Consider the following 16,966-nt stretch of genomic DNA (forward strand, 5'->3'; position numbering starts at 1 on the left):
TGGCCCTGTAATCCTCGGTGCTCAGCAGATCGGTCATCTCACTTCCCTTCCACGATGGCCTGGACGGCGGTCTTCAGCGTGGCGATGACGCCTTCCAGCTCGGCCTTTTCGCCGTCGTTCAGCCCCTGCAGCGGCGGGCGCATCGGCCCGGCGCGCAGGCCGGTGGTCTCGACCCCGTGCTTGACGCATTGGATGAACTTGCCGCCCTGTTCCAGCACCGCCATCAGCGGCATCATCGCCGTCATGATGCGCCGGCCCTGGGCGAAATCGCCGCGCACGGCGCAGGCTTCGTAAAGCGCCACATGCTCCTCGGGCAGGAAGTTCGAGCCGGCGCAGATCCAGCTGCGCGCCCCCCAGGCGAAGAATTCCAGCGCCTGGTCGTCCATGCCGCAGCTCAGCTGGATCTGCGGATAGTCGCAGGCCAGCGTGTGGATGCGGTTCACGTCGCCCGAGCTTTCCTTGATGCCGATGACGTTCGGCGACTGGCCGACGATATCCAGGAACGCGCGCCCCATGCTGACGCCCATGCGGCCGGGGTAGTTGTAGAGGATCACCGGCAGGCCGGCGGCGCGGTCGATTTCCAGCGCGTTGGCGGCGTTCTCGGCCTCGGTCGGCACCGAATAGGGCGGCGTGCCGAGCAGGATCGCATCCGCCCCCATCTCGCGCGCGCCCTGGGCCAGCGCGATGGAATCGGGGGTGCGCATGGCGCCGGTGCCGACGATGACCGGCAGCCGGCCGTCGGCGCGCTCGGTGATGAAGCGGGCCAGCTCCAGCCGCTCATCGACCGTCTCGGCATAGTTCTCGCCGGTCGAGCCGCCCGAGATCAACCCGTGCACCCCCGCAGCCACCAACCGCTCGACCAGATCGCCCAAAGCGTCGAAATCAATCGAGCCATCCCCCTGGAACGGCGTGATCACAGGCGTGTAAATGCCTTCAAGAACCAGGCGGGGTGTCATGTCGCGGCCTCCTCTGCGCGGGCTTTTGTCCACCTAGTGGTAGGGCAGCCGGCCGTCCCGCCGCAAAGGAGAATGTTCAGGCGTGAGGCATTAGAAAAACTACGTCATCCGCCGCCCCGCCGCGCTATCGGATTCCCGCCATCGACAGATAAAGAGCGCCGCGGCCAAGAGGCCGATAAGATAACAGCCGAATGCATGGCCATGGTCCCTGCCCGCCCGTTCAGGATCGGCGGCCGGCATCCCGGCACGCGATCGCCTGGTCCTGCTGCGCCCGAACGGCTGCAAGGCTTCCCGGCGTGAACCTGTCCAAGCCGCCGGCGCGGCGCGGCTATTTCGCCGCCAGCAGTTCCGGCACCGACAGCAGGATGAATTCGTTATCCGCCGCCGCGCCGATCCGCCGCCCGCCCGAGAAGGGCAGGTTGTTGTCGTTGGCCAGCATGATGTGGTCGTCATCGACCCGCGCCACGTCCTCGACGGTGAAGAAGGGGAAGGTGAAACGCCCCTCCCCGGCCGCAAGGCCCGGCAGCGCCTTGCCGTCCGGGTCGGCGATGTCCAGCAGGTCGACATGGCCGATGCGGCGCAGATAGCCCTCGGCATCCTGGCTGGCGGTATCGACCAGCACCACCCGCTTGACCCGCGCGGGCAGCGGATAGCAGGCCGACAGGTCCGCCGCGCCCTCGGGGCAGGCGCGGGCGGCGTCGCCTTCGCCATTGTCGCGCTCGATCACCAGGGCGCGGGTCTCGTCGATGAAGTTGAAGTCGCCGATCGCCGTCGCGCCCTCGGACAGCCTGAAGCGATGGCTGTCGCCGGTCCAGTCGGCCTTGCCGGTGTCGAAGCTCATCACCCGCAGGAAATCGCCCTCGGGCTGGCCGTCGTCGCCCAGCAGCGGCTTTTCCAGCATCGCCCAAAGCAGGCCGGTGCCCGGTTGCAGCGCCATGCCCTCGTAGCCGCCCGAGCGCTGGACGCGGAAATCCTTGCCGGGCTGGGCGGGCACGGTGACGCCGGGCGTGTCGGGGCCGGCCAGCGCCTTGCCCTCCAGCAGGGTCCGGTGGACGGACAGCACCCGCCCGTCCATGGCCACGCGCAGGATCGAGGGACCGAACTCGTCGCCGATCCAGATCTCGCCGTCCAGATACTGGATGCTTTCGGGGTCGAAATCGGCGCCGGTCAGATAGCGGCCCTCGGTCGTCTCGTTGGCGATGCGGAAGGGCACCTTGCGGTCGGGGTCGCGCAGGAACACGGTCTCCAGCCGCTCGACCGTGCCGGCGGCGAAATCCGGCTGCATGCGGTGAAAGAACAGCATGGCATCGGGGCTGTTGGCCTTGGTGCCGAAGCCGTTGTCGGTCAGGGAAAACCAGCTGCCGTCCGGGGCCCGGTTCATGGCGAAACCCGACATGCCCTGCACCGGCTGGCCCAGGAAGGGCAGCGCGATGCCGGTCTTGTGGCTGCCATAGGTCGGGCCGGTATCGCCCTCGACCGACATCGGCGCGTCGTTGCGCGCCGCGCCGGTAAAGCGGCCCGACAGCCACAGCTCGCGCGGGGCATCCGCCGGCGGCGGGACCATGGTCAGGGCGGGCAGGACCGCATGGCCCGCCAGCCGGGCCGGAAAGACCTCTTCGGCCAGGGCGGCGGGGGCAAGGGGGGCGGCGATGGTGCAGGCAAGCAGGGCAAGGCCAAGGCGCATGGTTCGAAATCCTTTGTCGTCGCGATGTGGTGGCTTTAGGCTGGGCAGGTGACAGCGATGCGGCAGCTCGGTGTCAGATCCGTGATGCCGCCCTGCCCGGATGGCGGGCAATGCCGTGTCGCGGGGCGATGCGTGCAGGTTTTTGGGAACCCTGCCGCCGCCCAGGCCCTTCCTTAGCGGGAAGCGACGGGACGGAGACGGAACATGCAGGCAGACGGGGCCGGTGTCGGAAACCCGGAGGGCGGCGGAATGGGGGCCACCGCGGCCTCGGTCTTCGAGGCGGCCGGGCGCGCGGTCCTGGAGCAGCAGCGGCTGCAAATCCCCGGCTTCGACCCCCGCGCCGCGCGCTTCGAGCTGGGGCAGGCGGCGCGGGACCAGCGCCTGCTGTATCAGGCCGCGCTGAGGGCCGATGCCGAAAGCGAACATATCACCACCGCGACGCGCTGGCTGCTGGACAACTACCACACCATCGCCGAGACCTATCGCCACCTGACCCGCGACCTCAGCCCGGCCTTCCTGCGCTCGCTGCCGCGCGGGCCGTTCCAGCCGGTGGCCGAGCCGATCCCGCGGGTGCTGGCCCTGGCCTGGGACTATGCCGCGATGACCGACGGCGACCTGCGCGAGCGCAGCTTTGCCGATTTCATCGCCGGGGCGCAGCAGGTGGACTGGCTGACCATCGGCGAGCTGTGGTCGCTGCCCTCGATGCTGCGCTATGCGCTTTTGCTGCGCATGCTGCGGCTGAGCGACGAGACCGAGCGCGCGCGCCGCGGCCGGCGCGAGGCCAATGCCGCCATGGACCGGCTGATGGCCATGGACGAGCCGGGCCCGGCGGATTTCGACCAGGCGGTGCCCGGCCCGGCCTTGCAGAACGCGGCCTTCGTGGCGCAGGTGATCTATCGCGTCCATGCCGGCCTGGACCGCACCCATGCCATCACAGAACAGCTTGCCCGCCGGCTTGCCGCGCAGGGCCGCACCGCCGAGCAGGTGATGGCCGGCGAGCAGACCCGCCAGACCGCGAACAACGTCACCGCCGCCCATATCATCCGCGCGCTGAAGCGCCTGGACGAAATCAACTGGCGCGAATGGTTCGAGGCCACCAGCCGCACCGAGGCGATCCTGCGCGAGGATCCCGACCACCAGCGCCTCGCCCCCCAGACCCGCAACGCGATCCGCAACCGCATCGAGATGATCGCCCGCCATTCCGCCCTGGCCGAGCCCGAGGTGGCCGAGCGCGCGCTGGCGGCGGCCGGGCGGCGGGACATCCCGGTCTCGGTCGTGCTGCTGGGCGACGACGCGCCGCGCTTCGAGGCAGATTGCGGCTATCGCCCGGTCTGGCGCGAGCGGCTGGCGCGGCTGGCACGCCGCCACGGCATCCTCAGCCTGATCCTGCCGCTGGCGGCCCTGATGCTGCTGGCCGTGGCGCTGTGCCTGACCTATGTGCCGGCGCAGACCGGCGGCTTCCTGGCCGCCACGCTGATCGTGCTGTCGCTGGCGGCCTTCCTCGATGCGGGGCTGGCGCTCCTGCGCTTCGTCGCCAGCCGGCTGATCGCGCCGGCGCAGCTGCCCGCCTATGGGTTCAAGGACGGGATCCCGCCCGACCATGCCACGCTGGTCGCGATCCCCTGCCTGCTGACCAGTCTCGACACCATCGACGACCTGCTGAGCAATCTCGAGGTGCATTACCTTGCGAATCCCGACCCGGCGCTCAGCTTCGCGCTGCTCACGGATTTCACCGACGCGGCCGAGGAGACGACGCCGCGCGACGCCGAGCTGCTGGCCTATGCCCGCCAGGGCATCGCCGCGCTGGCCGAGAAATATGCCCATACCGGGCGGCGCTTCTACCTGCTGCACCGGCGCCGGCAATGGAACGAGGCCGAGGGCGTCTGGATGGGCTGGGAGCGCAAGCGCGGCAAGCTGGTCGAGCTGAACGCGCTCTTGCGCGGCAGCCCCGACACCAGCTTCGTCGATACCGGCCCGCGCCCGCCCGAGGGCATCCGCTATGTGGTGACGCTGGACGCCGACACGCGGATGCCGCGCGACACGGTGCGGATGCTGGTCGGCATGATGGCGCATCCGGTCAACCGCCCGGTCTACGACCCGGCGCGGCAGCGCATCGTGCGCGGCCACGGGCTGATCCAGCCGCGCGTCACCTCGCTCTTGAAGCACGGCAGCCAGACCTCGCCCTTCCAGCGCATCCTGTCGCAGGACAAGGGGCTCGACCCCTATGTCTTCACCGTCTCGGACCTTTACCAGGATCTGTTCGGCCAGGGCACCTATACCGGCAAGGGCATCTACGACGTCGATGCCTTCGCCACCGCCGCCCAGGACGGCATCCGCGAGAACTCGGTCCTCAGCCACGACCTGATCGAGGGCGCCTGGCTGCGCGCGGCCCTGGCGACCGACGTGAACTTCATCGAGGAATATCCCAAGCGCTTCGACGTGGACCTGGCGCGCCAGCACCGCTGGGCGCGCGGGGACTGGCAGTTGCTGCCCTATCTGCTGGACCTGCGCAACGGGCTGGATGCGCTGGCGCGGTTCCGCATCGTGGACAACCTGCGCCGCAGCCTCTTGCCGGTCTCGCTGATGCTGGCGGGGCTGGTGGCGGTGATCGGCCTGCCCCATGCCGATGCGCTGTTCTGGCTGGGCCTGCTGGGCGTCTCGGTCGGGCTGTCGCAGCTGCTGGGCTGGCTGATGGGGCTGATGCCGCGCCAGTCCGGCGTGGCGCGGCTGCGGCACATGCTGGTCATCGGCAACGAGCTGATGGACCAGATCACCGCCTTCATGATGCGGCTGACGCTTTTGCCGCAGATGGCCTTCAGCATGGTCGATGCGATAGTGCGCAGCCTGTGCCGGGTCTATGTATCGCGGCGGCACCTGCTGGAATGGACCACCGCCGACGCCGTGGCCCGCCGCGCGCACGAGACGCTGCCCGGCCATTTCCTGCTGATGCGCGGCGGGCTGGCGCTGGCACTTGGCTTCGTCGCGCTGGCGGCGCTGCTGCGCCCCGAGAACCTGGCGCCGGCGCTGGTGCTGGGCGTGCTGTGGCTGGGCGCGCCGCTGATCGCCTGGGTCAGCGCCCGCCCGATCGAGCATGAGGGCGCCCGCCCCCTGACCGCCGAGGAGCGGCTGGAATGGCGGGCCGAGGCGCGGCTGGTCTGGCGCTTTTTCGAAACCTTCGTCGATGCCCGCACCAACCACCTGCCGCCCGACAATTACCAGGACCAGCCGCAGCCCAAGCTGGCCGAGCGCACCTCGCCCACCAATATCGGGCTTTACCTGCTTTCGACCGTTACCGCGCACGAGTTCCGCTGGATCACCCTGGGCGAGGCGCTGGACCGGATCGAGGCCACGCTGACCACCATCGAGCGGCTGGAGCGGCATCGCGGCCATCTCTACAACTGGTATGCGACCGACAGCCTGCAACCCCTGGGCACGCGCTATGTCTCGGCGGTGGACAGCGGCAACCTGGCCGGGCATCTGATCACCCTGTCCTCGACGCTCAAGGAATGGGCGCGCAACCCGGCGCTCTACCTGTTGCCGGAACTGTCGGGGGCGGTGGACATCCTGTCGCTGATGCGCCGCCTGCATGCGGCCATCCCGCGCGAGCGGCGCAGCCTCAACCCGCTGCGCGACCGCATCGAGGAACGCATCACCGCCCTGTGGCACAGCATGGCCAGCGCCCAGGCGCCGCACCTGGCGCCCCTGCATGTGCAAAGCCACGCCCGCGCCGCCGCCAACCTGCAGGTGCTGATCCAGGGCCTCGTCACCGAGATCCCCACCGCCGCCGCGCGCGAGCTGGACTGGTGGACGAGCCGGCTGGTCTCGACCTGCGACAAGATGGAGGGGCTGGGCCGCATCGACCCCGAGGAGGTCGCCGTCGCGGCCCGGCGCATGGCGGCTCTGGCCGAACGCGCCCGCGCCTTCGCCTTCGAGATGGATTTCGCCTTCCTGCTGGACCCCGAGCGCCAGCTGCTCGCCATCGGCTACAATTGCGTCGAGGGCGCGCCGGACCAGTCCTTCTACGACCTGCTGGCCTCCGAGGCGCGGCTCGCCTCGCTTTTCGCCATCGCCAAGGGCGACCTGCCGACCGAGCACTGGAACCGGCTCGGCCGGCCGATGACAGTGATGCCCTATGGCTCGACGCTGGTCAGCTGGTCGGGCTCGATGTTCGAATACCTGATGGCGCCCCTGGTGATGGACGAGCCACCCGGCTCGATCCTGCACAGTTCCTGCGACGTGGCGGTCGAGGCGCAGATCCGCGACGGCTGGCGCGCAGGCCGGCCCTGGGGCGTGTCGGAAAGCGCCTATAACGCCCGCGACGCGCAGATGAACTATCAGTATTACGCCTTCGGGGTGTCGGAGCTGGCGCTGCGGCGCTGGCTGCGCGACGACCAGGTGGTCGCGCCCTATGCCAGCTTCATCGCCGCCGGCTTCCGCCCGCGCAGCGCGCTGAAGAACCTGCGCCGGCTGGCGGACCTGGGCGCGCGCGGCGAATACGGCTTTTTCGACGCGGTGGACTTCACCCCCTCGCGGCTGCCGCAGGGGCACCGATGCGCCGTGGTGCGCAGCGTGATGGCGCATCACCAGGGCATGAGCCTGATCGCCATCGCCAATTGCTTGATGGACGGGCTGCACCGCAACCGCTTCAATGCCGACCCGGTGATCGAAAGCGTCTCGACGCTCTTGCAGCAAAAGACCCCGCGCGAGGTCTCGCCGCTGTTGCGCGAGACGGTGCGCCGCCGCCTGCCCGGCCCGTCCGAACTGGGCCAGACCGAGATCGTCGAGGTGGCCGATGCCGCCGCCGCGCCCCATACCGTCGCGGTCATGTCGAACGGGCGGCTGTCGATGCTGCTCGATGCCAGCGGCGCGGGACGGCTGCGCATGGACGGCACCGCCATCACCCGCTGGCGGCCCGACCCGGCGGCCGATGTCTGGGGCGAGTTCCTGTTCATCCGCGACCTCGCCTCGGGGCGCTGGTGGTCGGCCACCGCCGCGCCCGGCTTCGACCCCGAGATCGGCTATGCGACGCGGCTGTTCGACTACAAGGCGAATTTCGCCGCCCTGGGCGAGGGCATCCATTGCGAGACCGAGGTGATCCTGTCCGACGACCTGGACGCGCGCGGCGCGCGGGTCAAGCTGCGCAACCTGTCGGACCGGCCGCGCCAGCTGGCGCTGACCAGCTATGGCGAGATCGTGCTGGACCAGAACGACGCCGACCGCGCCCATAGCGCCTTCTCGCGCATGTTCGTCGCGACCGAGGCCCAGCCGGATCGCGGCCGCATCTTCGCCCGCCGCAACAAGCGCAACCCGCACGACCCCGACCGCCACCTGATGCACCTGAGCGCCGGGGCCGGCGTGCCCGACGGCGCGGCCACCGACCGGCGGCTGTTCATCGGCCGCGGCCGTTCGATCCGCGCGCCGCAGGCGCTGGACGATCCCGGCCTGCTGGCCGATGTCGTGCCGGGCGAAAGCTATACGCTGGACCCGATCTTCTCGCTCAGCCGGCGGCTGACCCTGGATCCGGGGAAAGAGGCGGTCGTGACCTTCTGGACCGTCGCCGCCGCCAGCCGCGAGGCCCTGGAAGAGGCGCATCTGCACTTGGCCGACGAGGCCGCCTATGACAACGAACACCAGATGGCCTGGACCCGCAGCCAGGTGCAGCTGCACCATGCCAGCATCACCCCCGAGGAAGCGGCGCTGTTCCGCCGCTATGCCGCGCTGCTAGTCTATCCCAACCAGATGCTGGCCTCGCAGGTGCGCCATGTCATGGGGCAGCAATCGGCGCTGTGGCCGATGTCGGTCTCGGGCGACAATCCGATCATGGTGCTGCGCATCAACGACCCCGACCTGATGCCGGTGGCGCGCCAGGCGATCCGCATGCAGGAATACCTGCGGATGCGCGGCCTCGAATGCGACCTGGTGATCCTGAACGAACAGCGCGTAAGCTATGCCGCCCACCTGCACGAGGCACTGAACAACCTGTGCCACAGCATGCAGCTGCTGCATTCGCGCCCCTCGGTCTTTGCCGTCGATGCCAACGGGCTTTCGGCCGAGACGCGCGACACGCTGCTGGCCGTGGCGCGCGTGGTGATCCACGCCCAGAACGGCAGCCTGGCCGGGCAGATCCAGCGGCTGGAGGCGGCCGAGCTGCGCCGCGGCATCGCCCGCGCGCCGTCCCGGCCCTTGCAGCGCCCCGCGCTGCGCAGCGACTTCCCGCCCGAGGATCTGCATTTCTGGAACGGCACCGGCGGCTTCGACGCGCAGGGCAATTACGTCATCCGCCTGCGCCATGGCGAGGCGACGCCGAACCCCTGGATCAACGTCGTCGCCCGCAGCGATTTCGGCTTTCACATCTCGGCCGAGGGCGCGGGCTTTACCTGGTCGGCCAATTCGCGCGACCACCAGCTGACGCCCTGGTCGAACGATGCGGTCAGCAACCCGCCGGGCGAGGGCATCCTGATCCGCGACCTGGGCACCGGCGCGATCCACACCCCCTATGCGGCGCTGTCGAGCCAGCGCGAGGCGCTTTACCAATGCCGCCACGGCGCCGGCTTCTCCGAGTTCACCGCCTGGTCGGGCGAGCTGGAGATCACCGCGCTGCACAGCCTGACCCCGGACGCGCCGCTGCGGGTGATCGGGCTGCGGCTGACCAACCACGGCACGCGGCGGCTGACGCTGGACGTGGCGCAGTTCCTGGAGCCGGTGATGGGCGGCGCCCGCGCCAAGACCGCGCCCTATCTGCAGATGCGCTACCTGCCCGAGGCGCGGGCGGTGGAATGCGAGAACCCCTATTCCATCGACTATGCCGGCCAGCGCATGATCCTGTCGGTGGACCGCGAGGTGACGGGGCTTTGCCTGTCGCGGCTGATCTGGCAGGGCCGCAACCGCGACGCCTGCCTGCCGGCCTGGTTCGACGCCACGCTGAGCCGCCGCTTCGTGCATCGCCATGACGGCGACCCGGTGATGATGCTGGAAACCCGCATCGAGATCGAGCCGGGCGAAAGCCAGAACGTGACCTTCCGCCTGGCCGCCGCGCCCGGCGCCGCAGCGCCGCCGCTGCTGGAGCGCACCGAGACCGCCCGGCAGGCCGCCACCGCCCAGACCGAGCATTGGCAGCATATCTTCGGCCGCTTGCAGGTGCAGACCCCCGACCCGGCCTTCGACCTGATGGTGAACCGCTGGCTGCCCTATCAGGCCATCGCCTGCCGGATCCGGGCGCGCTCGGCCTTCTACCAGGCCTCGGGGGCCTATGGCTTCCGCGACCAGTTGCAGGACACCTCGGCCATGCTGGTCTATGACCCGGCGCTGGCCCGCGCCCAGTTGCTGGAAGCCGGCTCGCGCCAGTTCCCGGAAGGCGACGTGCAGCATTGGTGGCTGCCCGGCACCGGCGCGGGCGTGCGCACCCTGATCGCCGACGACGTGGTCTGGCTGGGCCATGCGCTGGCGCGCTATGTCGAGGTGACGGGCGACCGCAGCATCCTGGACGAGCCCCGGCCCTTCATCCTGGGCCGCGTGCTGGAGCCGGGCGAGCACGACGCCTTCTACCGGCCCGAGACCAGCGACCGCATGGCGCCGCTCTACGACCATGCCGCGCTGGCGCTGGAAATGGCCATCGCCCGCACCGGGGCCGAGGGCCTGCCGCTGTTCCTGGGCGGCGACTGGAACGACGGCATGAACCGCGTCGGCGCCGCCGGGCGCGGCCAGTCGGTCTGGATGGGCTGGTTCCTGGCCCAGACCATCGCCATGATGGCCCCCCTGGCCGAGGCGCGGGGCGAGGACGAGCGGGCAAAGCGCTGGCGCGCCCATGCCGCCAAGCTGTCGCGCGCGCTGGACCGGCACGGCTGGGACGGCGGCTGGTATCTGCGCGGTATCTATGACGACGGCACGCCGCTGGGCTCGGCCCAGTCCGAGGAATGCCGCATCGACTCCATCGCGCAAAGCTGGTCGGTCATCTCGGGCGCAGGCCGCAAGGACCGCCGCGACCCGGCGCTGGACGCGGCGCTGGAGCATCTGCTGGACGAGGACGGCATGCTGCTGCGGCTGTTCACCCCGCCCTTTGCCGATGCGCCGCAGGATCCCGGCTATATCAAGGGCTATCCGCCCGGCGTGCGCGAGAACGGCGGGCAATATACCCATGCCGCGATCTGGATGGTGCAGGCGCTGTGCATGGCGGGCCGCGCCGACGACGCCTGGCAGGTGTTCCGGCTGCTCAACCCGATCAGCCATGCCAGCGACGCCGCCACGCTTCAGGTCTATCGCGGCGAGCCCTATGTCGTCGCCGCCGACGTCTATGGCGCCGAGGAAAAGATCGGCCGCGCCGGTTGGACCTGGTATACCGGCTCGGCCGGCTGGCTGCACCGCGTCGCGGTCGAGCATATCCTGGGCCTGCGCATCAAGGACGGCGAAAGGCTGGAGGTGGCCCCCGCCCTGCCCTCGCATTGGCCGGGCTTCCGCGCCAGCGTGATGATCGGCGACCGCCGCCACGAGGTCGAAGTGACGCGCGACCAGACCGGCACGCCCCGCATCCGCATCGGCTGAGAGAGGGAGGGGGACGGCATGGCCATGGCGCGTCGAGGCGGTGATCCAGCAACCGGGACGGCCGCGTCAGTCCGCCTCGGCCAGCAGCGGCAGGATGCTGCCGCGTTCCTTCAGGCAGCGCAGGGTGAAGATCGAGCGGGCGTTGCGGATCCCCGGCACCCGGTAAAGCTTGCGACGCAGGAATTCCTCGTATCCGCGGGTGCCGCTGACCGCGACCTTCAGCAGGTAGTCGTATTCGCCGGTGGTCAGCCAGACCTCCTGCACCTCGGGGATGGCGGCCATGGCGCGGCCGAACTCCTCCAGCACCTTGTCGTCGTGCCGTTCCAGCGTGATCTCGATGATGACGGTTTCGGCGGCGCCCAGGCGGGACTGGTCCAGGAGGGCGCTGTAGCCCTTGATGACGCCCTCGGCCTCCAGCCGGCGGGTGCGCTGCCAGCAGGGGCTGGGCGACAGGCCGACCTTTTCGGCAAGCTGGCTGTTGGACAGCCGCCCGTCGCGACTCAGCGCCCGCAAGATCCTGAGGTCGATCGCGTCAAGCTGGCGCGTTGCAGAAGATCCGCTCATGTCTTACCGTTATTATCAGAAGAATCTTTTGCATTTTGGCTGATAGCTGAAAACAAAGAAAGAAGATTTTGCGGCGATCTGTGGCATCATCCCCTTGGGAGGAATGGGGTGGAACGCCAGCGCCGCATCGCCCGGATGCCCGTCATCCGCGGCGGCAGGGCCGGAACCCGGCCCGTTCCCCAAGGCAAAGGAGGTGCCGATGCAAAGGCCAGACCCGAATGACTATCCGCCGCTTGGCCTTGTGGTGCCCGAGCCAGAGGTGCGGCCCGGCGGCCAGCCGGATTTCTCGCATGTCGCGATCCCGCGCGCGGGCACGGTGCGCCGCCCGCCGGTCGACGTCGACCCCGAGGAGATCCGCGACCTGGCATTCACCATCATCCGCGTCCTGAACCGCGAGGGCCAGGCCGTCGGGCCTTGGGCCGAGGCGCTGGAGATCACCCCCGACGACCTGCTGATCGGACTGCGCCACATGATGACGCTGCGCATCTATGACGCGCGGATGCTGAACGCGCAGCGCCAGCAAAAGACCAGCTTCTACATGCAGCACCTGGGCGAAGAGGCGATTTCCTGTGGCTTCCAGCGCGCGCTTGCGCCGGGCGACATGAACTTTCCGACCTATCGCCAGGCCGGACTGCTGATCGCCGCCGGCTATCCGCTCAGCGCGATGATGAACCAGATCTTCTCGAACGCCGAGGATCCGATGCGCGGCCGGCAATTGCCGGTCTGCTATTCCTCGCGCGAGCATGGCTTCTTCACCATCTCGGGCAACCTGGCCACGCAGTTCATCCAGGCGGTGGGCTGGGCCATGGCCTCGGCCATCTCGGGCGACCGCAAGATCTCGGCGGCCTGGATCGGCGACGGCTCGACGGCGGAAAGCGATTTCCACGCCGCGCTGGTCTTTGCCTCGACCTACAAGGCGCCGGTGATCCTGAACATCGTGAACAACCAATGGGCGATCTCGACATTCCAGGGGATTGCACGCGGAGGTTCAGGCACTTTCGCAGCGCGCGGGCATGGCTTCGGCATCCCCTCGCTGCGGGTGGACGGCAACGACTACCTTGCGGTGCTGGCGGTGGCGAAATGGGCGGCGGAACGCGCCCGGCGCAACCTGGGCCCGACGCTGATCGAATACGTCACCTATCGCGCCGGCGGGCATTCGACCTCGGACGATCCCTCGGCCTATCGCCCGGCCGAGGAAAGCACGGCCTGGCCGCTGGGCGACCCGGTCCTGCGGTTGAAAAACCACCTGATCGCGCTTGGCCATTGGAGCGACGAGCGCCACGCCCAGGCCGAGGCCGAGATCCTGGCCGAGATCACCGAACAGCAGAAGCGCGCCGAGGCCATCGGCACGCTGCATCACGGCCAGCACCCCAGCCCCGCCGACATGTTCGAGGATGTCTATGCCGAGATGCCGCCGCATCTTCTGAAGCAACGTCACGAGGCGGGGTTCTGACATGGCACGCATGACGATGATCGAGGCGATCCGCGACGCGCTGGACGTGGCGATGGGCGCCGACCCTTCCGTCGTGGTCTTCGGCGAGGACGTGGGCTATTTCGGCGGCGTCTTCCGCTGCACCGCCGGCTTGCAGGCGAAATACGGCAAGACCCGCTGCTTCGACACGCCGATCAACGAATCCGGCATCGTCGGCGCCGGGATCGGCATGGCGGCCTACGGGCTGAAGCCGGTGGTCGAGATCCAGTTCGCCGACTACATGTATCCCGCCTATGACCAGATCGTGTCCGAGGCGGCGCGGCTGCGCTATCGCTCGGCCGGGCAGTTCACCTGCCCGATGGTGGTGCGCATGCCCACCGGCGGCGGCATCTTCGGCGGCCAGACCCACAGCCAGTCGCCCGAGGCGCTGTTTACCCATGTCACCGGGCTGAAGACCGTGGTGCCTTCGAACCCGCGGGACGCCAAGGGGCTGCTGCTGGCCGCTATCGAAGACCCCGACCCGGTGATCTTCATGGAGCCGAAGCGGCTTTACAACGGCCCCTTCGACGGCCATCACGACCGTCCGGTCACGGCCTGGAAAAGCCACGAGCTGGGCGAGGTGCCCGAGGGGCATTACACCGTCCCCCTGGGCAAGGCGGTGCTGCGCCGCCAGGGCCGGGCGGCCACCGTGCTGACCTATGGCACCATGGTCCATGTCGCGCTGGCCGCGGTCGAGGAATCCGGCGTCGATGCCGAGGTGATCGACCTGCGCACCCTGCTGCCGCTGGACATGGAAACCATCGTGGCCTCGGTCAACAAGACCGGCCGCTGCCTGGTGCTGCACGAGGCGACGCTGACCTCGGGCTATGGCGCGGAACTGGCGGCGCTGGTGCAGGCCGAGTGCTTCTGGCACCTGGAGGCGCCGATCCGGCGGGTGGCGGGCTGGGACACGCCCTATCCGCATACGCATGAATGGAGCTATTTCCCCGGCCCCGCACGGGTGGCCGAGGCATTGCGTCAACTGGTCGAGGTGGCCTGAGATGGGTATTCACGCAATCCGTATGCCGGACATCGGCGAAGGCATCGCCGAGGCCGAGATCTCCGAATGGCTGGTCAAGCCCGGCGATGTCCTGCGCGAGGACGACCCGATGGTCGCGGTCATGACCGACAAGGCGACGGTGGAAATCCCCTCGCCCGTCACCGGCACGGTGGTCTGGCAGGCGGGCCAGCCCGGCGACGTGATCGCCGTCGGCGCCGAGCTGATCCGGCTGGAGGTGGACGGCCCCGGCAATGTCGCGGCCGAGGCGGGCGCCGCAGCGCCGGCTGCGGGATCGTCGCGGCAGGCCGAGACCGCGCCCCCCGATCCCGAACCCGCAGAGCCCAAGGCCGAGGCGCCGCCCAAGCCCGAACCCGAGCCCGAGGCGGAGCCGCCGACCCCGAAACCGGCGGCGAAAACCCTCGCGGCCGCGCCCTTGCGCCCCGAGGGCGAAAGGCCCATCGCCTCGCCCGCCGTGCGGGCACGGGCGCGCGAGGCGGGCGTTGACCTGCGGCTGGTGCGCGGCTCGGGTCCGGCCGGCCGGATCGGGCACGAGGACCTGGACGCCTTCATCGCCTCGGGCGGCATCCCGGCGCCCTCGGGCCCGCAACCCGACAGCGCGGTCGAGGAGATCCGCGTCATCGGGCTGCGCCGCAAGATCGCCGAGCGGATGGAGGCCGCGAACAGCATCCCCCAGATCACCATCGTCGAAGAGGTGGACGCCACCGCGCTGGAGGATCTGCGCGGCCGGATGAATGCGCAAGGCAAGGGGACGCGGCTGACGCTGCTGCCCTTCATCGCCCGCGCCATCGTGCGCGCCGTGCATGAACAGCCGCTGCTGAACGCGCATTACGACGCCCAGGCCGGGCTGATCCGCCGCTTCGGCGGGGTGCATCTGGGCATCGCGGCGCAGACGCCCCACGGCCTGATGGTGCCGGTGGTCCGCCATGCCGAGGCGCTGGACCTGCGCGCGACCGCCGCCGAGATCGCGCGGCTGGGCACGGCCGCCAAGGAGGGCACGGCAAAGCGCGACGAGCTTGCCGGCTCGACCATCACCATCACCTCGCTGGGGCCCCTGGGCGCCATCGCCTCGACCCCGATCCTGAACGTGCCCGAGGTCGCCATCGTCGGCGTCAACCGCCTGGCGGTGCGGCCGTTCTGGAACGGCGCCGCCTTCGAGCCGCGCAAGATGATGAACCTGTCGTGCAGCTTCGACCACCGGGTGATCGACGGCTGGGATGCCGCCGTCTTCGTGGCGCGGCTGAAAGAGCTGCTGGAAACCCCGGCGCTGATCTTCGTGGAGGGCTGAGCGATGCGCGAGATCCAATGCAGGCTGCTGGTGATCGGCGCCGGCCCCGGCGGCTATGTCTGCGCCATCCGCGCCGGGCAGCTGGGCGTCGACACGGTGGTGGTCGATGCCGAGCCGCCGGGGGGAACCTGCCTGAACGTGGGCTGCATCCCCTCGAAGGCGCTGATCCACGCGGCCGAGGAATTTCATCGGCTTGAACAGCTTTCCTCGACCCCTTCGATGGGGATCTCGGCCGGTCCGGCGCGGCTGGACCTGGGCGCGACGATGGCCTGGAAGAACGGCATCGTCGAGCGGCTGACCGGCGGCGTCGCCACGCTGCTGCGCAAGGCCAGGGTGCGGCTGGTGACGGGCCGGGCCAATATTCGCGACGGCAAGACCGTGCTGGTCGAGACGCCCGAGGGCCCGGTGCAGATCCGCACCGAGGTTCTGGTGATCGCCACCGGCTCGGAACCGATCGAGCTGCCCGCCCTGCCCTTTGGCGGCAAGGTCATCTCCTCGACCGACGCGCTGGCGCTGACCGAGGTGCCGGGGCGGCTGGCCGTGGTCGGCGGCGGCTATATCGGGCTGGAGCTGGGCATCGCCTATGCCAAGCTGGGCGCCGAGGTGACTGTGGTCGAGGCCGCGCCGCGCATCCTGCCGCAATACGATGCCGAACTGACCCGCCCGGTGGCGCAGCGCCTGACCCAGCTGGGCATCCGGCTGCTGACCGGGGCGCGGGCCGGCGGGCTGTCGGATAGCGGCGCGCTGCGCGTCGCCGGGGTGGACGGGGCCGAGGACATCCAGGCCGACAAGGTGCTGGTGACGGTGGGCCGCCGCCCGCGCGCGACCGCGGCAGGGGTGGCGGGGCTGCGGCTGGAGATGGCCGGCCCCTTCATCCGCATCGACGAGCGCTGCCGCACCTCGATGACCGGCGTGCTGGCCATCGGCGACGTGACCGGCGAGCCGATGCTGGCCCATCGCGCCATGGCCCAGGGCGAGATGGTGGCCGAGCTGGTCGCCGGCCAGCGCCGCGCCTGGGACAAGCGGGCGATCCCGGCGGTCTGCTTTACCGACCCCGAGATCGTCAGCGTCGGCATCTCCCCCGAGGAGGCCGCGGCCGAGGGGCGCGAGGTCGTGACCGGCCTGTTCCCCTTTGCCGCCAACGGCCGGGCGATGACGGCGGGCGACGAGGCGGGCTTCGTCCGCGTCACCGCCCGCCCCGACACGCATGAGGTGCTGGGCATCCAGGCGGTCGGCGCCGGCGTGGCCGAGATGGCCGGCGGCTTTGCCCTGGCGCTGGAGATGGGCGCGCGGCTGGAGGACATTGCCGGCACCATCCACGCCCACCCGACCCGCGGCGAGGCGCTGCACGAAGCCTGCCTGCGCGCGCTTGGCCACGCGCTGCATATCTGAAAGGGGCATTGATCGCCGCCCCGCGATGACGCAAACCCGGCCCGCGCGGGGCAAG

At 69.9% G+C, this 16,966-nt stretch carries 8 protein-coding genes; 5 read left to right on the top strand and 3 right to left on the bottom strand.

Translation table 11 applies throughout. The features are described 5' to 3' along the window. Nucleotides 1-38 precede the first annotated feature (38 nt). Nucleotides 39-956 carry a dihydrodipicolinate synthase family protein gene (locus IT40_RS12170; RefSeq protein WP_036755253.1) on the bottom strand — a complete coding sequence of 306 codons (918 nt, stop codon included), beginning with the start codon at nucleotides 954-956 and terminating at the stop codon, nucleotides 39-41. Nucleotides 957-1,284: 328 nt separating this feature from the next. Further along, nucleotides 1,285-2,640, bottom strand: a complete 1,356-nt coding sequence (locus IT40_RS12175) for an esterase-like activity of phytase family protein (RefSeq protein WP_036755256.1) — start codon at nucleotides 2,638-2,640, stop codon at nucleotides 1,285-1,287. A 249-nt stretch (nucleotides 2,641-2,889) separates the two neighbouring features. Between IT40_RS12175 and IT40_RS12180 the strand changes: the two genes are divergently transcribed. Then, on the top strand, nucleotides 2,890-11,178 hold the full coding sequence (locus IT40_RS12180; protein ID WP_244274013.1) for a GH36-type glycosyl hydrolase domain-containing protein: 8,289 nt from the start codon (nucleotides 2,890-2,892) through the stop codon (nucleotides 11,176-11,178). Nucleotides 11,179-11,244: 66 nt separating this feature from the next. Here IT40_RS12180 and IT40_RS12185 read toward each other — a convergent pair whose 3' ends face one another. Continuing rightward, nucleotides 11,245-11,742 (bottom strand): Lrp/AsnC family transcriptional regulator, encoded by a 498-nt coding sequence (locus IT40_RS12185; RefSeq protein ID WP_036755259.1) that lies wholly within the window; start codon nucleotides 11,740-11,742, stop codon nucleotides 11,245-11,247. Between the two features lie 199 nt (nucleotides 11,743-11,941). Here IT40_RS12185 and IT40_RS12190 point away from each other — a divergent pair, with 199 nt between their 5' ends. Genes IT40_RS12190 through lpdA form a run of 4 tightly spaced genes read left to right on the top strand, consistent with a single transcriptional unit; the run spans nucleotide 11,942 to nucleotide 16,911 of the window. Then, nucleotides 11,942-13,195, top strand: coding sequence for a 3-methyl-2-oxobutanoate dehydrogenase (2-methylpropanoyl-transferring) subunit alpha (locus IT40_RS12190; RefSeq protein ID WP_036755262.1), 1,254 nt, complete (start codon nucleotides 11,942-11,944; stop codon nucleotides 13,193-13,195). A gap of 1 nt (nucleotide 13,196) precedes the next feature. Then, a complete protein-coding gene (locus tag IT40_RS12195; protein WP_036755264.1) occupies nucleotides 13,197-14,213 on the top strand; it encodes an alpha-ketoacid dehydrogenase subunit beta in 1,017 nt (338 codons plus the stop codon). A gap of 1 nt (nucleotide 14,214) precedes the next feature. Next, nucleotides 14,215-15,519, top strand: coding sequence for a dihydrolipoamide acetyltransferase family protein (locus tag IT40_RS12200; RefSeq protein ID WP_036755266.1), 1,305 nt, complete (start codon nucleotides 14,215-14,217; stop codon nucleotides 15,517-15,519). Nucleotides 15,520-15,522: 3 nt separating this feature from the next. Continuing rightward, nucleotides 15,523-16,911: a dihydrolipoyl dehydrogenase gene (gene lpdA / locus IT40_RS12205; protein WP_036755268.1), complete on the top strand. Its 1,389-nt coding sequence runs from the start codon at nucleotides 15,523-15,525 to the stop codon at nucleotides 16,909-16,911. Nucleotides 16,912-16,966: the final 55 nt, after the last annotated feature.

The organism is Paracoccus versutus (assembly GCF_000763885.1).
GTDB lineage: Bacteria > Pseudomonadota > Alphaproteobacteria > Rhodobacterales > Rhodobacteraceae > Paracoccus > Paracoccus versutus.